Origin of the sequence: Tessaracoccus lacteus (genome assembly GCF_029917005.1) — a bacterium.
Classification (GTDB): domain Bacteria; phylum Actinomycetota; class Actinomycetes; order Propionibacteriales; family Propionibacteriaceae; genus Arachnia; species Arachnia lactea.
Genome location: NZ_CP123967.1, coordinates 2,442,458 through 2,462,997, shown reverse-complemented (window position 1 = coordinate 2,462,997; position 20,540 = coordinate 2,442,458). Strand labels below are relative to the sequence as shown.

Genomic DNA, 20,540 nt, shown 5'->3' with positions numbered 1-20,540 from the left:
GTCGAAGACGGGATGTCGCCCTGTAAATCACAGAGATGTTGTTTACGGTAGGACCGTGCTCGCCGGAATCCTGATCGCCCTTGTCGTCGTCGCTGCCATGGCCTTTGCGATGCCGTGGGTCGCCGCGCAGCGCAGCCCTGAGCAGGAGCTGGACGGAGACCCCACCGAGCGGTTCTCCCAGTCCGTGCGGATCCTGCGCCAAGATGTCCTCGACTACCGCCCCGACGGCGAGGAGTGCGAGGTCTCCACCCCGCTCACCCGCCGCGCCGGACTGACCGAGCTCGGCATGATCGCCCGCCAGGCGGCCCGTCGCCGCCTCGTCGTGATGGGCACGCTCGTCGTCGCGCTGGTCACCCTGCTCGTCACGTCCATCGTCGGCGTCACGCCTTGGTGGACGCTCGCGATCCCCGGCGGCCTGCTCGTCGCCTTCGTCGGCGTCGCGCGGTTCTCCGTCGTCGCGATGCACCGCAGCCTCGACGCCCGCGCCGCCGCCCTGGAGCAGGGGTTCGGGGAGAGCGAGGACACGGTCGTGATTAACCTGTCCGACGACGACGCGAGCGAGTCCATCGAGATCTCCGTCGACCTCACCGTCCCGCCGTCCATGGGTGCGCTGTGGGACCCTGTCCCCGTCGCGTCGGCGAGCTACGTGTCGCAGCCGCTGCTGCCCCGCACGGTCCGCACCATCGACCTGTCCGCCCCCGTCGTGGCGTCCAGCCCCGTTGTCCCGACCGCCGACCGCCCGGAGGAGGCCCCCGTTGCCGAGGCCGACGAGGTGTCGTCGCAGGCCACCGTGACCGAGTTCCGCCCCCGCGCTGTGGGGGAGTGACCGCGAGTTGGTACCCGCCGCGCGGCGCTGCTAAACTCGTCGACGCTGCAAGGCAACCTGGGGCTATGGCGCAGTTGGTAGCGCGTCTCGTTCGCAATGAGAAGGCCGGGGGTTCGAATCCCCCTAGCTCCACAGAGGTGCTCTTATCAAAAGTGCACACGACGACAGCATCATGAGGCCGCCCGATGGGCGGCCTCAGTCGTTTCCGGACGCGCCCGGATCGGTGGTGAAGCCAGCGAACGGCTCGTTGAGTTCGGAGCGGATCTGAGGCGATTCGGGGCTGAGGAAGACGCCGGCGAAGATCGTCCGGTTCAGCTGCTTCCGCACCGTCGCCGAGGCGCTCGCATAGGTCGCGTGGGCGTCTTCGAGCAGATCGAGTGCGTCCCGAACCTGGGCTTCGAGGCTTGCCCTGTCGGTCTCGGTGCGGCGTCGCTCGCGGTCGAGTCGTGCTCGTTCTGCTGTGAGGCGACGCTGTTCGGCGAGGAAGAGGTCGCGGGGCAGCGCCTCGGCGTAGTAGGCGTTGAGCAGCTTGGTCCGGTTCGTCTCGACCGCTGTTGCTTGCTCGGCGAGGCTGTCGAGTCGTTCGACGTTGATGGTCTGCCGTCGACGGAGGCTCGCGAGTGCGACCTGCTCGACCCGCTTCCGCTGCTGCGGGCTCAGCTGAATCGAGCGATACAGATCCTCGACGCGCTGTTCGACAATCGCGATGTGCAGTGCTTTGCGTTGCGTGCAGGTGGAGTCGCGGCGTCGGTGGCAGACGAAGTAGTCGTAGACGCGACCGGACTTCGTCTGCGTGCTCTGCACGATGAGTCGCCGGCCGCACTCGAAGCAGAAGACCGTGCCCTTCAGATAGTGGTCGTGGACGCGTGAGCGCTCGCCGTTGCGGTGGGCAGCCAGCATGTCCTGCACAGCCGCCCAGGTCACCGGATCAATGAGCGGCTCGTGGCGACCGGGATGCTCGACGCCGTTGAAGGTGACGGTGCCCTGGTAATACGCGTTGCGAAGCAGATGGTGGACGCTGCGAGCGGTCAGCGGCTGCGCCTGAGTGTTCGGGCCAGGCTTGGTCGTCATCCCTCGATCGTTGAGCACGGCGGCGAGCCGCGTGATGCTCCACTCCCCGGAGGCGTAGGCGCGGAACGCCCAGGTGATGTGCGGACCACGGTCGGGATCGATGACGATCGTGCGGATCTCTCGACCGTCATCGTCGAAGCGGCGCTCGTTCAGGTACCCGAGCGGCGCGCGGCCCGGGGTTCCTCCGTTCGATGCCTTCTGTCGCATTCCCTTCATCACCTCAGTGGCGAGATTCTGGGAGTAGAACTCCGCGATCGACGCCATGATCCCCATGCAACAGTCTGCCGCTCGGCGAGGCATTGATCGCCTCGGTCGTGGAGACGAGCTTCGCGCCGGCCGCGTGGATCTCGTCCGTGAGGTGCGCGTCGTCTCCCCGGTTCCGGGCGAGCCGATCGACCTTGTGCACGATGACGTAGTCGACCTCGTGCGAACGGATGTAGTCGAGCATGCGCTGCAACTCGGGACGCGCGGTCGAGCGACCGGAACGTCCGCGGTCGACGAACTCCGCCGCGACGAGCGCACCGAGCTCATGCGCGCGACGTCGGTTCGCATCGCGTTGCGCCGGAATCGAGTGTCCTTCCTCGTCAAAGCCGTTGGAGGCCTGGCGGGGCGTCGAGACGCGCAGGTAGGACACGGCGCGAAGGAAGAGATGGGGGATGTCGTCTGATGGATTGAGCACGCTCAGCACGATGGGTGCTGTGGAAACCTGGCCGCCGCACGGACCTGCCCGGTAAACTTAGGGATACCGCTGACGGAAGGAGTTGCATCATGTCGATCACGACCATCACCACCGCTCAGCGCGCCGAGCGAGAGCGCCAGGTCGCCGAGGCACTCCACTCCGGCGAGATGGAAGGGCTGCCCGCCAGCGAGGCGACCAAGGCCGACACCGACAAGTACGTTGCGGGCGAGATCGACCTCGTGGAGCTCGAGGCCCGGGTGCGCACCCGTTACGAGATTGTCTGACTTCGTCGACCCCTACATTGATCCAACGACGGGGATTCTGAAGAACCTCGTCGGTGCGGCCACGCAGGCGGAGCTGGAAGCGGTCGAAGGTGACCTCGTGCCGATCCGCGCGCTGCGCCTGGCGGCCGAGCCGCCGAAACCGACCGGCGACCTCGCTGAGTTGCGCGCGATCCACCGCTTCCTGTTCTCACCCATCTACGACTGGGCGGGCGAGCCGCGGACCGTCGACATCCGCGAGAACGTCGAACGCGCCGGCTACTTCGTGCCCGTCTCGATGATCGAGCGCGCCGCCGGGTTCGCCGCCGACGAGCTGCGGGCCGACGACTACCTGCGCGGCATGGACCGGGCGACGTTCATCGCCCGCCTCGCGCACCACTACGACCAGTTCAATACCGGTGGAAGTGCCTTATCCGAGTGAGAACTATCCACCTTGTTTGAGGTCAGTTCGATGAGCTGACCGGGACGAGGCAGTCGACCTCGCCCTCGCGGCGGTAGTACTCGATGTGCGGCCGTCCAGGGTCGTGGTCTGCATGTTCGAAGAGCGCGTCGAATGCGGGGGCAATGTTCTCGTAGATAGACGGGGCGGTGCCGCGCAGGCGCAGGCGCAGGTAGCTGCCGCCTGGTATCACGGTCTCGTCGAGGCCGAGTGGGTTGTCGTGGTCTCGACCAAGACGTGTGGAGGACAGGCGGTATATCTCGTTCTCGCCGTAGAACAGTCCCATCATTCTGCGGCCCTGTAGTGAGTCGAAGGAGCTCTCGAAGTCGGGCCAGGCGGCTTGGATCGTGGCGATGTTGAGGGTGACGTCACGACTCAGGGCAGGAGTGTCGTCCAGTTCGATGACGTCGATCCGGCCGAGATCATGGTTCGTGGGGTAGTCGGTCATAGCCTTATGTCTACTGGATTTTCGGGGCTTTTCTCAACGCGGCTGGAATGCGGCTGTGTCGGTGCTGTGGCAGGTCGCGTTCAGCGGCGCCGGCCGGTGGGGATGGCTGGTGCCGTGGCGCGCAGGGCCGGGTAGTCACCACGGGTGCCTCCGGCGAGGCGGGCGTAGTTCTCGAAGGTGGCGACGCCGAAATCGAGTACGTCTGCGAGGACTTTGGCGGGGACGGCTCCGGCGAGCCGGAACCGGGCGGTGTTCTGTAGCGCGGAGATGCTGGTGCCGAGAGGGCGCAGGCGAATGCGGGTCGAGAGGCTGCCCAGGGAGACGGCCAGGGAACAGCCATGCGTCATCGTCGGCGTCGGGTCGGAGGTCGAGCTGCTCGCGAGCGAGCAGGGTGATCGGCGCGGGCAACGTGAGCGGACGGTCTCCGATGTGGAGGTCGAGGCCGTCGCTCTCGTCGCGGAGCTGGCGGCGACGCAGCGCGAGCGTCTTGGTTGCGGGGAGTCCGTAGACCGCGATCAGCAGCGCCGCGAGGCGCGCATCGAGCGGGATTGTGCGATCCGTGGTGAGGGTGCGGATGACGTTTTCGAGGTGTTCTTCGGACGTGCTGATCGTGGGTTCTCGGCGCGGGAGTGTCGAGATGTCGAGCTCGGGCGTGATGTCGCGTTCGGCGGCCCAGGTGAGGAACTGCGGGAGCCATCGTCGTGCGGTGCGGAGGGTGATGAACTCCTCGATTTGCGCCTGGGTGAGAGCGTGCAGGGGCGTCTGTTGTTCCTCAGTCCAGGTGAGGAAAGTGATCAGGCCGCGCAGCGATGCTTTGAGGTGCCGAGCTGCGCCGATAGCGATGTCGCCTGCGGCATCTCGGCTGGCTCGGCGCATCAGCACCCATCGAGTGTAGGTGCGCAGCATTTGGCGGTGTTCGGCGGAGGCTCCGCCGATGGTGTGCGTCGCCCAGGCCATCAGCTGCCGCGTGGCCGCCGCATCGCGCGGCAGGGCACCGGAGTCGAGGAGGAGCGTGCGCAGGTAGATCAATGGCTTGCTCGGTCGAGGCGCGTCCAGTATGGACTCGATTGCGGCTCGCGCGGATGCGATGTCACGCAGCAGGTCCGTGCTCGGCCCCATGTGCAGCCACTTGATGATCTGGGCCGGGCGAGGCTGCGCGAGCAGGTAGTCACGCAGTGCCTGCATCGGAGGAAGGAACTCACCGTCGGGGCCGGTGAGGATATCGTCGCAACGATCGCTGAGGACACACTTTCCGCAGAGGCGACCGTAGTTGTGTTCTTCGCTGCCGCAGCGTCGGCAGGCGTAACGAGGAGGCTGACCGGCGCAGCCCGCGCAGCACGGGAGGTCGTCGGCACCGAGGAACGCGAGGATGCGCTTCTCGTCGCATCCGGGGCAGGGTGCCGGGTTGCGGAGGATGCGGTTGTGGCAGGCGAAGCAGTGCGGGCCGTGGAGGATGTTCACGGCGATCTTCTTCTCCTGACCGCACGACACGCAGAGTCGCAGACGCTTCGGGAAGCAGTTCAGGCAGACCCGTCGCCCGTCGACGCGCCCGACGGTGGTGACGGTCTTCCCGCAGTCGTCACAGGTGAACGTCGGCATGCCCTCCGGCCCGCAGCGCTGGCAGACGCGCTGCCCATCGGTGTTGGTGGCGGTGAGCTTCTTCATCCGCAGACAATCGGGGCACTCCCCGTAGGAGCGGCGCTGCGCGCAGCGGAAACATTCGCGCTGACCCTGCTCGTTGCGGACCTTGACGACTCTCCTGGTGCGGCATGACGGGCAGAGCGGCAACCGGATGCCGGTCGCGCCATCGCGGACAAGATTCGCCAGCAGCGTCTGCACCTGACTCGGTGTTGTCTCCCCATGCAGTTCGATGGGGTTGAACTCGTCGCTGGTCAGCAGCCGCAGCGTCCCGTTCCGCGCTCTCGCTTGCACGATCCTCTCCGCCGCGTCAATGACGGCCGGTTCCGGTGCGGTCACGCCCTTGGCGGCCAGGGCGGCGGCGACGCGACGCCCGAACACCCCGTTTGGCTGTGGAGTGCCGCGTGGGGTCGTGGTCACAGCTTCGGTCGCTGGATGCGCGCGGCGACGGGGCGCAGGTCTCCGATGTCCTCGATCCTTCCGCTCGTCCCCGTCGCCTGCACCGACCGTGCGGCGGCTTGTTCGAGGACGAGTAGGTCGCTGGGCGTGCAGTCCAGGATCGTGCAGAGTGCCGCGAGGACCTCGACGTTGAGGCGTTGCGGGGTCTGGGTCACCAGCCGGAAGACCTGCTCGCGGGAGAGTGCGACGCCTTCGGCGTTCAGCGGTTCGAGGAGGTCTGTGGTCTTGAACATTCCGCGTTCGGCCATCAGTGTCCGCAGCCGCCAGGTGATCGTCTTCGTCGTCATCGGGTGCTTCCTTCCGGGAAGTAGAACTTGTCGATCGCCGCCGCCAGGACACGGTTGCGGTAGTCGTCGGTCACCGAGGTGTAGATCGCCGTCGTCGACGCGTAGGCGTGCCCGACCTGGGCCTGCACGAACTGCTCCGCATAACCAAGCTCGATGAGGTGCGTCACGTAGGAGTGGCGAAGGCTGTGCAGGGTCAGCTCGCTCGGCAGCCCAGCCTCGTCGCGGAGCTGCGCGAACCGCCGGTCGAGGTAACGGTCACCGACGCGGGTGCCGCGCTCGGTCGGCCAGAGCCCCGGATGGTTGCCGGGGTTGAACTTCTCCCGCACCTGCTCGACGTAGAGGCGCAGCCCGTCGATCGCCCACTCGAACTCCGGGAGCGACAACACCGACCGGCGCTTGGGAATCGACCCTTTCGAGGACTCCCCGTGCCGCACGTGCAGTAGCCCGAACCGACCCCACTGCGGTGTCTTCGCGTTCGTCCGCAGATCGACCACATCCAGCCCCAGCACCTCGCGGCGACGTAGCCCCCACGCATAAGTCGTCTTCAGTAGCTGGGCATCCCGCAACGCGGCCAGCGCGCCCTTGCGGCCCTGCTGCCGCAGTGTTTCCACACGTGCGTCAGCGACGGCGAACAGCGCGTCCAGTTCGTCATAGTCCAGCGGCCGCCGACCCGGCGTGCCCTCGAAATCGACGGTGTGCGCGACCGTGTTCCACTCGAAGCACACCTGCGTCGGCACCGACCCGAACCGTGATCGGCACTCCGCCACCCACCCATAGCGCTGGTCGGTGACGAAATCGCAGAACGCGCGCAACGTCAGGTGATAGATCCGCACCGTCGAACGCGACAACGGTCGTGGGCCGCTGAACAGGCTCGTGGTGAAGTCCTCGACGTCACCCGGCAGCCACTCCCACGGGTACGAATCCGCGAACCGTTGGAACCGCTCCACCTGCCAGCGGCGCATCTGGATCGTCTGCGTCGCCAGACCGCGACTCACCTGCTGGCGGGAGAACCCATCGAGCATTCCGCCGAAAACGGCCGCGTCCTCGTGCAACGGCACAATGCCCGGCTGCCGAAGCAGCAGCACCTCCGCATCCTCACCCACCCCATCATTATTGCATCTAACGCAACGCTAGAATGGATGACATGGCCCACAACGCGGATCACGCCCTCGCCAAACAGCCCGGAATCATGGGGCTGAACGTGACCCGGCGGCGTCACCGCGCCTCACTTCACCACCACGCTGGCAAGCCGACGCGATCCTGGCGACCCAAAGGCCCGGAAACACGCGGAACCACCGCATGTTGCATCAGATCGAAAAGTTCTCGCTTCTACATCCATCCGTTCCGCGAGGGCAACGGGCGTATTCAGCGGTGGATGTGGGACCGGGTTGCCGGTGACGCTGGCTGGCGCCTGAGCTGGCTCGGCGTCACTGGGGCCGTCAACGATGCCGCGTCCCGCATCGCGGCCGACGATCAAGACATTGCGCCGCTAATCGATATGTTTGACTGGGTTGTTGCCCCGCTGAAGGCGCAGTAAGTCCGTCGGTCGATCGGTGAGGAGGCGTGTTGATGTCCGCCCCTCCGGCTAATCTCGGCATGAGTACACGTGTGCGCCGGGGCTCCGCGAGAGACGCTTTCGAGCACCGGAATATCCGATCGGACACTAGAACCCGGAGGTCACAGCTTTGAGCGACGCGGGGATCGTTGGTCAGCTCTTCAAGGTGCTCCGCGTCGACCACGACGATGACACCATCCACTTCCAGACCCAGAATGGGCAAACAGGACGAGCTTCCAACCTGTCGAACATCGACAACGTCGAGCCGGGCGACATCATCATCGTTGGCCAGAACTCATGGGAACGGGCACCCGAGGATCTCTGGCGTGAGTCCAGCCAGATCGCAACGGTGCGCCTCGTCCTCGACGACGGCTTCGTGCTGGTTGACGGCGGTATCGGTAGCTTCCAGCGAGTAGCCAACCCCAACGGCATCGGGGTCAAGGTTGGGAACGTCGTCGAGTACAACGACGCGCAGGGCTTGCTGTCGGTCATCTCGGAACGGCCGATCAAGAGCAGCCTGCTCGGTGACGACAACGAGAACGTCGAGTCGGAGTATCTCCGTGACGAGGCTGGGGCGGGACCGACCTTCAACGACTTCGGTGGATACCCACACGTCGTCGCCCGTGCCAAGGAACTCATCGAGACCCAGCTCGAACGCCAGCAACAGCTCGAGAACATCGGCGCCCGCCCGATCAAGGGCATCCTCTTCACCGGCCAACCCGGCACGGGTAAGACCCACCTCGCTCGCATCATCGCCAGGGAATCGAACGCCCAGTTCTATGCCATCAGTGGTCCCGAGATCATCAGCAAGTGGCTCGGGGACACTGAGGGAACGCTTCGCAAGATATTTGAGGCTGCAACCAACAGCGACAGCGGCCGAGCCATCGTCTTCTTCGACGAGATCGACAGCATCGCCGAGAAGCGATCTGCGGACTCGCACGAAGCCTCAAAACGACTTGTTGCCCAGCTCCTGACCCTTATGGATGGCTTCGACAACAAGGGCAAGAGCGTCATCGTCATCGCGGCGACCAACCGTGTCGACTCGCTCGACCCAGCCCTCACGCGTCCAGGCCGATTCGACTGGGAGATCGAGTTCGGTCTGCCTACTCGTTCGGATCGCTATGAGATTCTCAAGGTTGCTGGCGCACACTTGAAGACCGCAGCCGACTTGCCTCTCGAAGACGTGGCGGCGCTGACCGAGGGCTGGTCGGCGGCCGAGCTGACCTTCATATGGACGGAGGCGGCACTCTTGGCGGTCGGCGATGGTCGCGAAGAAGTCGCCCCAGAGGACTTTGTCCAGGCGTTCGAGCGGATCGCCCTGCGACCTCGACGCTCGGTGGTCGCGGAGGTCGCAGCATGAGCAAGAGAACGTGGTGGCGTCGCCTGTTCGGCATCAAAGAGCGAGTCGTACCGCACCAGACGACAGCCGATCCCACTCGCCCGGATCTGCGCGAGTTCATCTACCTCGACGAGGTCAGCCTGCTGAGCCTGCTCTCCTCGCAGAAGGGTGAGATCACCGATTCGAAGTCGGAGCAGGCCAGCGAAGGCAGCGAAGCGTCTATCGACGCGACGGCGGGAGCCAATCCCGGTTTCATCGCCAAGGCTGAGATCACCTCCCGATACCAGACCACCAACAGCAGTACCATCCAGACTTCGCGTAAAGCCACCGTCCAGTCCCGGTTCCGCGACCTCCACGAGATCGATGGACTGCGCATCATCGAGCCGGTCGAGGTGAACAGTCCTGCCAAAGACATCGACGGACTCAAGAAAGCCGGCAACCTGTCGGAGATTGCCACGACAGACGAACTGCAGCGAGGCAAACTCGTCGAGTTTCGTGTTCGCCTCGGCGCCGATCCCGTCTTCCACCTAGGAACGATGGTCTCCGAGTTCACGGCGATGTCGGAGGACTATCCGGGAATGTTCGCTGCCGGAGGCGGTCTGGCCACGCTCCAGGAAGTCCAGCCGATCAACAAGATCCTGCAGCGACTACTTGCTGGACTGGTGCCGATCCGTGCGACGGCCGTTGACTACGTCGTAGCCGAGATCGGTGACACCGAGTACATCGTCCACAAGGGGCTGATCGAAGGGATCGAGCTAAAGACTCGACCGTTGGAGATCGTTGGAGTCACCGAGCAGGAGGCCTACTGGAAGGACCTCCGCCGTGTGCTGTTCTCGGATGCCGAGTTCACTGTCTTCGCTCGCATCTCGCGACCTGGCCTGCACGACTCCTGGACGCCCGTCAAGCTCGCCGACCTGTTTACTGAGGTGGCGCCAAACTTCATCGACCAGATCAACGCCGCTGGTCGTGTGCCATTCGGCAAACCTGCTGCCTCAGACAGCGCGGACAGCCCGGAGTCGAAGTTGGCGGATGCCCTTACTCGCTACACCTCGGCAATACTGAACGATCTCGACGCAACGCTGACGCCCGAACAGGAGACACTCCTTGCCCTGAGCATCGCCGAGTTGAAGACGCGATCGGCGAGCGTGTCGGATCAGACCAGTGCTTTCTCGCTGCTGACCAAGCGGGTGCTCGCGATGGTTGGCGGCGAAGTCGCTCCGGCGCGAGCCTTGGCGCTCCGCACCGCCGCTCGCGAGGAAGCTGGACTGTCGTTCTTCCCGCCGTCAAGCTCACTTGCACAGGCCAATCCGAATGCGCCGAAGGATCTGGGTGGGCATGCGCCACGGCTGCTCGACGTTGACCTCGTAGCGATCTACTGGTAGCTCGGACGCGACGTCAGAGCTACAGGGACTCATCCGAGCGGAGGAGCGCCATTGACCAACTCGAATGTCACCGCGAATGATTCTCCCAACCTTTCCGTGGGCGGACAGTTACGCCGTGTTCAACCAGATGGCGGCGAATGGTCATGCCGGTCACCCCGAACTCTGCGCCGACCGCCGCGAGCGAAAGACCGCCGCGATAGAGCTCTGCAGCTCCTTCCACTTGCTCCTCCGTGAGTGGCGTCCGCTTCGAGGTGATTCCACTCGCCTGGAACTTGCAACGTAGTCGGGCACGAGGCACGCCGAGTCGGGCTGCGATCACCATGATTTTTTCGCCAGCACGGTAGCGGTCAATCGCGTCCTCGATCTCAGCTGTCGAGAGTGTGCGGATGCTCGAAACGTTCGCGACCGGGCCGCGCTCGTCGGTGACGGCACCTCGAACAGCGGTTCCCGGTTGCGCCGAGCGGATCTTCTTCGTTTCGCGTATCAACCGCTTCGTGATCGCCCGACTGTTTGAAGATCGTCGCATCAGGTCCACCGAGGTGCTCTTGTCACAAGTGCACGGGACAGCATTCTGAGGCCGCCCGATGGGCGGCCTCAGTCATAGTCGGGGCCTCACGAGCCGACGCCCCACACACCTTCAGATCAGTTCAATGAGGATGCCACCGACGGCACCGACGATCACCACGACCCACGACGGGAGTCTGAAGGACACCATGAGGGCGAAGCAGATCACAGCAAGAACGAGCGGGGCGGGTCCGGTGATCGCGGTCGTGAACACGGGTGAGTAGAGTGCGGCGGCAAGGATCCCGACGACGGCGGCGTTTGCCCCCCGAATGACTGCCTGCGCCCACGGGCGGCGGCGGAAGGAGTTCCAGAACGGCAGCACGCCCACCAGGAGCAGCATCCCGGGAAGAAACACTCCGACAAGGGCGATCAAGCCCCCCCAGATCCCGCCGGGACCGATGGCGGCGATCCAGCCGAGGTATCCCGCGAAGGTGAACAGTGGTCCCGGGACGGCTTGTGCGACGCCGTATCCGGCGAGGAACTGGACATTGGTCACCCAACCGGGGTCGACGACCCCGGTCTCGAGCAGTGGGAGCACGACGTGTCCGCCGCCGAACACCAGGGCACCGGCCCGGTAGAACGCGTCGAACAATGACACCGCGCCGTTGCCGGTCGCCGCGGCGAGGATCGAACCGCCGAGCAGCAGTGCCACGAAGACGACGAGGCTGGTGATCCCGACGGCGCGTCGCACGGGGAACTCGAGCATATCGTGCCGCTCCTCGACACTGGCGCGGCAGAAGATCAGCCCGCCGAGCGCACCGATGAGGATCGCGGCGATCTGCCCGAGCGACCCGGCGAGCAGCATGGTGGTGGCCAGCGCGATCACCGCGATGCCCGAGCGGGGCCGGTCGGGGGTGAGGGTTCGTGCCATGCCCCAGACGGCTTGAGCGACGATGGCGACCGCGACGATCTTCAGCCCGCTGAGCACCCCGTCGCCGATCGGGCCGCTGAACCAGGATGCCCCATACGCGAACCCGAACATCAGCATCGCGGAGGGCAGCGTGAAGCCGACGAACGCGGCGAGGGCACCCCATCCACCCGCGCGCAACAGCCCCACCCCGAACCCGACCTGGCTGGACGCAGGGCCCGGCAGGAACTGCGCAAGCGCGACCAGTTCGGCGTACTCGCGGTCATCCATCCACCTGCGGCGTTCCACGAACTCGGCACGGAAGTAGCCCAGGTGAGCGGTCGGGCCACCGAATGAGGTGATCCCCAGCCTCAGGAACACCAGGAACACTTGCCACATGGTGCTGCGGGCGGTGACCGTCGAGGTCTTGGCCATCTCTGCTCCTGCTCCATCTGAGGACTGGGCGGGTGCCTCAAACCTAACCGAAGTTACACTCCGGTCTATGGACAAGGTGGTGGAGGCTCCCGGGCTGGCCGTGCTCGCCGACCCTACCCGCGCCCGTATCGTCCGGTTGATCCGCGACAGCGAGGGCGGCCGCGCAATGGTGAGCCGGCTCGCCGATCATCTGGGACTGCGCCAGCCCACCGTCAGTCATCACATGGCGGCGCTGCATGCCGGTGGCCTCGTGATCCGTGAGCCCGAAGGGCGTCGAGTTTGGTACTCGATCAACCCCGACGAATCTGATCGCGTCACCGCTCTGCTCGGCGCGCCCGCCATCGACTCCGAGGCTCCGGACTGGAACCGCGTCATCGACGACCTCACTGTCCGCTACCGGGGCGTCTTCAACCGCGAGACCGTCGCCCACTACCTCGCCGAGTCCCGCGACCTGCTCACCGCGGGCGGCACTGGCCCTCTCCTCGCCTCCCGGGCCGCCGCGTTCGCCGCTGCCCGCCTCGACGACCTGCAGCGCACCGCGAAGCCGGCAGGCGTCGCGTCGGTGTTGTTCGTCTGCGTCCAGAACGCCGGCCGTTCGCAGTTGGCGGCGGGGATCCTCCGCCAGCTGGCCGGCGACAAGGTGACCGTCCGCACGGCCGGGTCCGCGCCCGCGGCCGAGGTCCGCTCGGCGATCGTGACCGCGCTGAATGAGATCGGCGTGACTCTGGGTGGGGAGTTCCCGAAGCCACTCACCGACGAGGCTGTGCGGGCGGCGGATGTCGTGGTCACGATGGGCTGCGGCGATGCCTGCCCGGTCTATCCCGGCCGTCGCTACCTGGACTGGGACCTCGCCGATCCCGTGGACCAGCCGATGAGCGTGGTCCGGGAGATCCGCGACGACATTCACAGCCGGGTCCGCAGTCTTCTCGCCGAGGTGACCGGCGCCACGTTGCTCGATAAATAGATGATGATCTATGGTTGCGGTGAGGAAGGGAGCCACGCGATGAGTGATAGGCCCACTGTTCTGTTCGTCTGCATCCACAACGCTGGGAGGTCGCAGATGGCCGCCGGCTACCTGCGGCACCTCGCCGGTGACCGCGTCGAGGTCCTGTCGGCCGGGTCTGAGCCGAAGGACCAGATCAATCCGGTCGCCGTGATCGCGATGGCCGAGGAGGGTATCGACATCGCCGGGGGTGCCCCGAAGCTGCTCACCGTCGACGCCGTGCGCGAGTCCGATGTGGTGATCACCATGGGCTGTGGTGATACCTGTCCCATCTTCCCTGGGAAGCGTTACGAGGACTGGCGGGTCGACGACCCCGCCGGCCTCGACCTGGACGATGTCCGCACCGTCCGTGACGAGATCCGTCTGCGCGTCGAACGGCTGCTCAACGAGCTCCTACCTGGGCACCTGGCTGCCAGATCCTCCTGACCCCGCACGGCCGATCGATCAGGCACCCGGTCTGCAGATGAGTCTCCAGGATGGCTGGTTCGACGCGCCCGCCCAGCAGCCCTGATCCCAGGTGACCCGCGAGACCGAGTGCCGTCAGACGGATGTCGGGGGCTGGCGATACGGTGAGGATCCGAGCCCACAACTCACGACGCGCGCGGCGCGCAGGAGACGAACCACATGGCACCGACCACCAAAGAGGCGCAGCGCGCCGAGCTGCACAAGACCATCTGGCGCATCGCGAACGACCTGCGAGGATCGGTCGACGGCTGGGACTTCAAGTCCTACGTGCTCGGGATGCTCTTCTACCGGTTCATCTCCGAGAACCTCACCGCCTACATCAACAAGGGCGAGCACGACGCGGGCGACACGGCCTTCGACTACGCCAAGCTGGCGGACAGCCAGGCCGAGTACGGACGCGAGGACACCGTCGACGAGAAGGGCTTCTACATCTTCCCGTCCGAGCTGTTCTGCAACGTGCGTGCACGAGCGCCGCGCGACGAGAACCTGAACGAGACGCTCGCCCGGGTGTTCAAGAACATCGAGGGCTCCGCCGTCGGCACGGGATCCGAGGACGACATCAAGGGCCTCTTCGACGACCTGGACGTCAACAGCTCCAAGCTCGGCGGCACGGTGGCCCGCCGCAACGAGAAGCTGGTCAAGCTGCTCGACGCGATCGGCGACCTCCCGCTGGGCGACTTCGGGGACAACGCCATCGACCTATTCGGCGACGCGTACGAGTATCTGATGCAGATGTACGCCTCCCAGGCCGGCAAGTCCGGTGGCGAGTACTACACACCCCAGGAGGTCTCCGAGGTCCTGGCGAAGATCGCCGTGGCGGGCAAGACGCGCGTCAACAAGGTCTACGACCCGGCGGCCGGCTCCGGATCGCTGCTGCTCAAGTTCGCAAAGGTGCTGGGCCGCGACAACGTCGGCGGGTTCTGCGGCCAGGAGATCAACCTGACCACCTACAACCTCGCGCGCATCAACATGTTCCTGCACGACGTGAACTACGAGAAGTTCGACATCGCGCACGGGGATACCCTCATCGACCCCGCCCACTGGGACGACGAGCCGTTCGAGGCGATCGTCTCCAACCCGCCGTACTCCATCAAGTGGGAGGGCGACGCCAACCCGCTGCTCATCAACGATCCGCGCTTCGCGCCCGCCGGCGTGCTCGCGCCCAAGTCGAAGGCCGACCTCGCCTTCACCATGCACATGCTCAGCTGGCTGGCCGTCAACGGCACCGCCGCCATCGTCGAGTTCCCCGGCGTCCTCTACCGAGGCGGCGCCGAGCGGAAGATCCGCAAGTACCTCATCGACAACAACTACGTCGACGCCGTCATCCAGCTCCCGCCGGACCTGTTCTTCGGCACCACCATCGCCACCTGCATCATCGTGCTGAAGAAGTCGAAGACCAACAATGCCGTGCTCTTCGTCGACGCCTCGGCCGAGTTCAAGCGCGTCGGCAACAAGAACAAGCTGACACCCGAGCACCAGCGGGTCATCCTCAAGGCCCTCGAGGACCGTGAGGACGTCGAGCACCGCGTGGCGCTCGTCACGAACGAGAGCATCGCGGCCAACGACTACAACATCGCCGTCTCCTCCTACGTCCAGGCCGAGGACACCCGCGAGGTGATCGACATCGCCGAGCTGAACGCCGAGATCGCCCGCATCGTGGCCCGCCAGGCCGAGCTGCGCACCTCCATCGACGCCATCGTGGCCGACCTGGAGGGTGTGCAATGAGCAGGGTTAGTGACTTACTCAAGGATCTGTGTCCAGGTGGTGTGCCTCGTCGTCCGCTGAGTTCGTTGGGGAAGCGCAACAAAGGAACGGCGATGACGGCTGCGAGGATGAAGACGATTGGCGGTGGTGGGCCGATTCGTGTGTTTGCAGGGGGGAACACTGTTGCAGACGTGGCTGAGGGTGCCGTGCCTGCTAAAGATGTGGTCCGTGTTCCAAGCATTATAGTTAAGTCGCGTGGTCACATCGGATTTGCCTATTATGAGCATCCCTTTACGCATAAGGCCGAGCTTTGGTCGTATTCGATCAATGCGGCGGATGTCGATCAGAAGTTTGTCTACTACTTCTTGCTAACGCAGACTGAGTATCTTCAGAGAGTTGCGCGGGCGACATCGGTGAAGCTGCCGCAGCTGAGTGTAAGGGATACAGATGATCTGCGAATCCCGGTGCCGCCTCTAGAGGTGCAGCGCGAAATCGTGCGAGTATTGGATCAGTTCAGTCAGCTGGAGGCGGAGCTGGAGGCGGAGCTGGAGGCGCGACGACATCAGTATGCCCACTACCGGCAGGTGATGCTCGACTCGGTGGATGCCCCTCGCGTCAGGCTCGCCAGCTTGGGGGCTTGGGTTGGAGGTATGACTCCTTCAAAACAGAATGCGGTCTACTGGGAGCGTGGGACGATTCCTTGGCTGGCCTCGATGGATGTCAGTGATGAGTCCACGAACGAGATCAGAGGCCGAGTCACATCGAAGGCTCTGGACGAGACGTCGTTGAGGATCGTGTCGGGTCCGTCGATCGCAGTGGTCATGCGTTCGAACATCCTGCGCCGCACCCTGCCGATCGGCTACGTCACCACTGATACCACCGTGAATCAGGATATTCGAGCACTTGCTGTCGGTGAAGGGGTAGACGCCCGTTATGTCTTTCAGGTGCTTAGGGCTGACAGCGAGCGTATCCGTGAACAATGCGTTCGAACGGATGGTTCCATGGCGGCAGTCGACTCGAAATCATTCTTCGCGTGGGAGGTGCCGCTTCCAGCCCTGGAGAAGCAACGACAGGTGGCTCGGGCCTTGGATGCCTTCGACGTGCTTGTCAATGACCTTAGCGTCGGGCTCCCGGCAGAGCTTGCATTGCGCCGCAAGCAGTATGGGTATTACCGCGACAAGCTGCTGACGTTCAAGGAGACAGCCGCATGAGCACCACGCCGGTGAACGTGCAGATCCCGTCGGATTCCGAGGCTCCGGTCATTGCGGACTTCGTCGAGCATGCGCTGCGTGTCGCGTTCGTGGATCGGGCGCACCTGAGGTCGCTGCCGATCTCCGAGTGGGACGTGCCGGGCATCTACATCCTGCTCACCGGTGACGGGTCCGGGCAGGTATACGTGGGGAAGGCGCGCAAGCTGCGCAATCGGCTGGGCCAGCACAACGTGAAGGAGCCATTGCCGTGGCGGCGCGCGGTGGCCGTCCGTCGGGACACGACGGACGGGTTCAACACCGCGGAGATCGGCTACCTCGAGGGTCGTGTGTCCGCCGAGATCTCCGCCCTCGAGAACTTGACGGTCATCCAGGGACAGTCGAGCGGCGACGACACCCTTCCCAAGCACATGATGCTCTCGCTCGACTCCTTCGTGAAGAGCATCCTGGCGGCGCTGCGGCTGGCGGGCATCGACATCACCCGAAGCAACCCGGAGCAGCAGGTCGAAGACGAGACACCCATGAGCACGGCCGGCGGCAGGGCATCCTTCAATGTCACGTTCTCCGACCTCGTCTCGAGCGGGCTCGTGCGCGGCGGCGAGACCCTCCACCTCCGGCAGGGCAAGGTCGAGGCGACGGGCACGGTTACCGCCGACGGCGAGATCGTCGTGCGTGGCGTCGCCTACCGGTCACCGAGCACCGCTGCGGCCAACGCGCTGCGGCTCCAGTCGTCGAATGGCTGGACCACCTGGCACGTCGGAAGTCTCACGGGGGTAACCCTCGCGGCGCTCCGCAGTCAGTGGTTGGCCCAACAGGAGGATGGCGCTGAGGCCAAGACAGGAATGGCGAAATGAGTGACGTACCCGCGCGCCGGTACGAACCGATCGCCGTGTCCGCGGAGTCGACGGTTGTCGCGGAGTACGTGCCGGATGCGCCCGCCGAGGACGCCTACCAGTCCGAGGCCGCGCTGGAACAGGAGCTGATCCGACTGCTCCAGTCGCAGGCCTACGAGTACCTGCCCATCACGTCGGAGGCCCAGCTCGTCGCCAATCTCCGCGTGCAGCTGGAGGCGCTGAACGCCACGTCGTTCTCCGACGCCGAGTGGACGCAGTTCTTCACCGAGCGGATCTCCGGCGCGAACGACGGCATCGTCGAGAAGACCATCCGCATCCAGGAGGACCACGTCCAGCTGCTGAAGCGGGACGACGGGACCGTCAAGAACATCACGCTGATCGACAAGCAGAACATCCACAACAACCGGCTGCAGGTCATCAACCAGTACGAGACCGGCGAGGGGGAGGGCGGGTCCGCCAGGTCGAACCGCTACGACGTGACTGTGCTGGTCAACGGCCTCCCCATGGTGCACATCGAGCTGAAGCGTCGCGGCGTGGACATCCGTGAGGCGTTCAACCAGATCGACCGCTACCAGCGCGACAGCTTCTGGGCCGGCTCCGGCCTGTTCGAGTACGTGCAGCTGTTCGTGATCAGCAACGGCACGCTCACGAAGTACTACTCCAACACCACCCGCCGCCAGCATCTGAGCGAGGTGGCCGGAAAAAAGAAGGTGCGCAAGACGTCGAACTCGTTCGAGTTCACCTCCTGGTGGGCCGACGCGCAGAACAGGCCGATCACCGATCTGACCGCCTTCGCGAAGACGTTCTTCGCCAAGCACGTGCTGCTGAACATCCTGACCAGGTACTGCGTCCTCACGGCCGACCGCCTGCTGCTCGTGATGCGGCCGTACCAGATCGTGGCCACCGAGCGGATCCTGCAGAAGATCGACATCTCCACCAACTACAAGACCCTCGGCACCGTCGCGGCCGGCGGCTACGTGTGGCACACGACGGGCTCCGGCAAGACGCTGACGTCGTTCAAGGCCGCGCAGCTGGCGTCGAAGCTGCCCAGCGTCGACAAGGTGCTGTTCGTCGTGGACCGCAAGGACCTCGACTACCAGACGATGCGCGAGTACGACCGCTTCGAGAAGGGCGCGGCCAACTCCAACACCTCGACCGCGGTGCTGAAGAAGCAGCTCGAGGATCCGGCGGCGAAGATCATCATCACCACCATCCAGAAGCTGTCGACCTTCATCGGCGCCAACAAGGGCCACGCCATCTACGGCGGTCACGTCGTGATCATCTTCGACGAGTGCCACCGCTCGCAGTTCGGCGACATGCACACCGCCATCACGAAGGCGTTCAAGCGCTACAACCTGTTCGGGTTCACCGGCACGCCCATCTTCTCCGCCAACTCTGGCACCGGCGGGAACCCGCAGCTGAAGACCACCGAACAGGCGTTCGGTGAGAAGCTGCACACCTACACGATCGTCGACGCCATCACGGACAAGAATGTGCTGCCGTTCCGCATCGACTACGTCAACACCATCAAGGTCGGCAACGTCGTCGACAAGCAGGTCTCCGCGATCGACACCGAGAAGGCGCTGCTCGCCCCTGAGCGGATCAGCCAGATCGTGGGCTACACGCTGGAGCACTTCGACCAGAAGACCAAGCGTGCGGAGCACTACACGCTCGGCGAGCGCCGCGTGCGGGGGTTCAACGCGCTGTTCGCGACGGCCTCGATCGAGGCGGCCCGCGTCTACTACAACCACTTCCAGCTGAAGCAGGAGCACCTGCCGCCGGGCAGACGTCTGAAGGTCGGCCTGATCTACTCCTATGGAGCCAACGATGCCGTCGAGGACGGTGCGTTGGAGGAGGAGGGCTTCGAGACGGGCGCGCTGAGCATGGACGCCCGCTCGTTCCTCGAGGACGCCATCCAGGACTACAACGCCCTGTACGGCACGTCGTTCGACACCTCGGCGGACCGCTTCCAGAACTACTACAAGGACCTGTCGCTCAAGCTGAAGCAGCGCGAGATCGATCTGGTCATCGTCGTCAACATGTTCCTCACCGGCTTCGATGCCACCACGATGAACACGCTGTTCGTGGACAAGAACCTCCGCGCCCACGGGCTGATCCAGGCATACTCGCGCACGAACCGCATCCTGAACTCGGTGAAGACGTACGGAAACATCGTCAGCTTCCGCGACCTTGAGGAGGAGACGAACGACGCGATCGCGCTGTTCGGCAACAAGGACGCCCGCGGCGTCGTCCTCCTCAAACCGTACGCCGAGTACTACGACGACTACGCCGAGAAGGTCACCGAGCTGCTCGACTCCTTCCCGCTGGACCAGCCGATCGTCGGAGAGGCCGCCCAGAAGGAGTTCATCAAGCTGTTCGGCGCGATCCTGCGCCTGCAGAACATCCTCACATCCTTCGACGAGTTCACGGGCAACGCGATTCTCACCGACCGTCAGGGCCAGGACTACCGCAGCGTCTACCTGGACCTTTACGCCGAGTTCCGTAAGGACAAGGATGCCGACAAGGAGCAGATCAACGACGACGTGGTCTTCGAGATCGAGCTGATCAAGCAGGTCGAGATCAACGTCGACTACATCCTGATGCTGGTGAGCAAGTACCGCGAGGAGCGCGGCGACGGCGACGACAAGGAGATCCGCGCAGAGATCACCCGCGCCGTCGACGCCAGCCCGACGCTGCGCAACAAGAAGGACCTCATCGAGGACTTCGTGGACTCCCTCTCTGCCGACGGCGAGATCGACCAGGAGTGGCGGGCGTTCATCGCGGCCAAGCGGGAGGCGGAACTCGCGACGATCATCACCGGCGAGAACCTCCGACCCGCCGCGACCCGCGCCTTCGTCGAGACGGCCTTCCGGGACGGCCAGATCCGCACCAGTGGCACGGCGATCACGAAGGTGCTTCCGCCCGTCTCCCGCTTCGCTCCCAGCGGCGGCCACGGCGAGAAGAAGCAGCGGGTGATCCAGAAACTGGGGGCGTTCTTCGAGCGGTTCTTCGGGCTGAGTTCTGGAGGCGGCGACTGACCGGTCGCGGCCTTGGCA

Annotated in this window: 20 protein-coding genes and 1 tRNA gene; 13 read left to right on the top strand and 8 right to left on the bottom strand. The window is 64.9% G+C overall.

Translation table 11 applies throughout. From position 1 onward, the window contains the following. The first annotated feature begins 55 nt into the window (after positions 1-55). On the top strand, positions 56-826 hold the full coding sequence (locus QH948_RS11485) for a hypothetical protein (protein ID WP_281144509.1): 771 nt from the start codon (positions 56-58) through the stop codon (positions 824-826). A gap of 59 nt (positions 827-885) precedes the next feature. Next, positions 886-958 (top strand) — tRNA-Ala (locus QH948_RS11480). A gap of 63 nt (positions 959-1,021) precedes the next feature. Here QH948_RS11480 and QH948_RS11475 read toward each other — a convergent pair. Both QH948_RS11475 and QH948_RS11470 read right to left on the bottom strand, forming a co-directional pair. Beyond that, positions 1,022-2,170, bottom strand: a complete 1,149-nt coding sequence (locus QH948_RS11475) for a recombinase family protein (protein ID WP_281144508.1) — start codon at positions 2,168-2,170, stop codon at positions 1,022-1,024. Further along, complete coding sequence (locus QH948_RS11470) at positions 2,118-2,576, bottom strand: recombinase family protein (protein ID WP_281144507.1); 459 nt, start codon at positions 2,574-2,576, stop codon at positions 2,118-2,120. Before QH948_RS11470 ends, QH948_RS11475 begins: the two co-directional genes overlap by 53 nt. Before the next feature lie 89 nt (positions 2,577-2,665). Between QH948_RS11470 and QH948_RS11465 the strand changes: the two genes are divergently transcribed. Next, a complete protein-coding gene (locus tag QH948_RS11465; protein ID WP_281144506.1) occupies positions 2,666-2,860 on the top strand; it encodes an antitoxin VbhA family protein in 195 nt (64 codons plus the stop codon). Then, complete coding sequence (locus QH948_RS11460; protein WP_281144505.1) at positions 2,853-3,278, top strand: Fic/DOC family protein; 426 nt, start codon at positions 2,853-2,855, stop codon at positions 3,276-3,278. Before QH948_RS11465 ends, QH948_RS11460 begins: the two co-directional genes overlap by 8 nt. Before the next feature lie 22 nt (positions 3,279-3,300). On the opposite strand, the gene QH948_RS11455 is transcribed toward QH948_RS11460, so the two are convergent. The 4 genes from QH948_RS11455 to QH948_RS11440 all read right to left on the bottom strand — a co-directional run bounded on the left by QH948_RS11455 (position 3,301) and on the right by QH948_RS11440 (position 7,231). Further along, complete coding sequence (locus QH948_RS11455; protein WP_281144504.1) at positions 3,301-3,744, bottom strand: hypothetical protein; 444 nt, start codon at positions 3,742-3,744, stop codon at positions 3,301-3,303. 135 nt (positions 3,745-3,879) lie between these two features. Continuing rightward, positions 3,880-5,763 (bottom strand): hypothetical protein, encoded by a 1,884-nt coding sequence (locus QH948_RS11450; protein WP_281144503.1) that lies wholly within the window; start codon positions 5,761-5,763, stop codon positions 3,880-3,882. A gap of 35 nt (positions 5,764-5,798) precedes the next feature. Then, entirely contained in the window at positions 5,799-6,128 is a 330-nt protein-coding gene (locus tag QH948_RS11445) for a helix-turn-helix domain-containing protein (RefSeq protein ID WP_147825443.1), read from the bottom strand. Further along, positions 6,125-7,231: a tyrosine-type recombinase/integrase gene (locus tag QH948_RS11440; RefSeq protein ID WP_281144502.1), complete on the bottom strand. Its 1,107-nt coding sequence runs from the start codon at positions 7,229-7,231 to the stop codon at positions 6,125-6,127. Before QH948_RS11440 ends, QH948_RS11445 begins: the two co-directional genes overlap by 4 nt. A gap of 41 nt (positions 7,232-7,272) precedes the next feature. On the opposite strand from QH948_RS11440, the gene QH948_RS11435 reads away from it, so the two are divergent. From QH948_RS11435 to QH948_RS11425, 3 genes are all read left to right on the top strand, one after another. Continuing rightward, entirely contained in the window at positions 7,273-7,665 is a 393-nt protein-coding gene (locus QH948_RS11435; protein ID WP_281144501.1) for a hypothetical protein, read from the top strand. Positions 7,666-7,813: 148 nt separating this feature from the next. After that, the gene (locus tag QH948_RS11430) at positions 7,814-9,043 is read left to right on the top strand and encodes an ATP-binding protein (RefSeq protein WP_281144500.1); all 1,230 of its coding nucleotides are present in this window, start codon (positions 7,814-7,816) and stop codon (positions 9,041-9,043) included. Continuing rightward, the gene (locus tag QH948_RS11425; RefSeq protein ID WP_281144499.1) at positions 9,040-10,404 is read left to right on the top strand and encodes a DUF6414 family protein; all 1,365 of its coding nucleotides are present in this window, start codon (positions 9,040-9,042) and stop codon (positions 10,402-10,404) included. The genes QH948_RS11430 and QH948_RS11425 overlap by 4 nt, the downstream gene beginning before the upstream one ends. Before the next feature lie 67 nt (positions 10,405-10,471). Here the strand turns inward: QH948_RS11425 and QH948_RS11420 are convergent, their stop codons facing one another. After that, a complete protein-coding gene (locus QH948_RS11420) occupies positions 10,472-10,939 on the bottom strand; it encodes a helix-turn-helix domain-containing protein (protein ID WP_281144498.1) in 468 nt (155 codons plus the stop codon). Between the two features lie 102 nt (positions 10,940-11,041). After that, entirely contained in the window at positions 11,042-12,250 is a 1,209-nt protein-coding gene (gene chrA, locus QH948_RS11415) for a chromate efflux transporter (RefSeq protein ID WP_281144497.1), read from the bottom strand. A 67-nt stretch (positions 12,251-12,317) separates the two neighbouring features. On the opposite strand from chrA, the gene QH948_RS11410 reads away from it, so the two are divergent. The 6 genes from QH948_RS11410 to QH948_RS11385 all read left to right on the top strand — a co-directional run bounded on the left by QH948_RS11410 (position 12,318) and on the right by QH948_RS11385 (position 20,522). After that, positions 12,318-13,214: a metalloregulator ArsR/SmtB family transcription factor gene (locus tag QH948_RS11410; protein WP_281144496.1), complete on the top strand. Its 897-nt coding sequence runs from the start codon at positions 12,318-12,320 to the stop codon at positions 13,212-13,214. Between the two features lie 39 nt (positions 13,215-13,253). After that, the gene (locus QH948_RS11405; protein ID WP_281144495.1) at positions 13,254-13,679 is read left to right on the top strand and encodes an arsenate reductase ArsC; all 426 of its coding nucleotides are present in this window, start codon (positions 13,254-13,256) and stop codon (positions 13,677-13,679) included. Between the two features lie 198 nt (positions 13,680-13,877). Beyond that, positions 13,878-15,443 (top strand): type I restriction-modification system subunit M, encoded by a 1,566-nt coding sequence (locus QH948_RS11400; protein ID WP_281144494.1) that lies wholly within the window; start codon positions 13,878-13,880, stop codon positions 15,441-15,443. Positions 15,444-15,535: 92 nt separating this feature from the next. Beyond that, entirely contained in the window at positions 15,536-16,633 is a 1,098-nt protein-coding gene (locus tag QH948_RS11395) for a restriction endonuclease subunit S (protein WP_281144493.1), read from the top strand. Beyond that, positions 16,630-17,484, top strand: a complete 855-nt coding sequence (locus QH948_RS11390) for a restriction system modified-DNA reader domain-containing protein (protein WP_281144492.1) — start codon at positions 16,630-16,632, stop codon at positions 17,482-17,484. Before QH948_RS11395 ends, QH948_RS11390 begins: the two co-directional genes overlap by 4 nt. Beyond that, the gene (locus QH948_RS11385) at positions 17,481-20,522 is read left to right on the top strand and encodes a type I restriction endonuclease subunit R (RefSeq protein WP_281144491.1); all 3,042 of its coding nucleotides are present in this window, start codon (positions 17,481-17,483) and stop codon (positions 20,520-20,522) included. Before QH948_RS11390 ends, QH948_RS11385 begins: the two co-directional genes overlap by 4 nt. Positions 20,523-20,540: the final 18 nt, after the last annotated feature.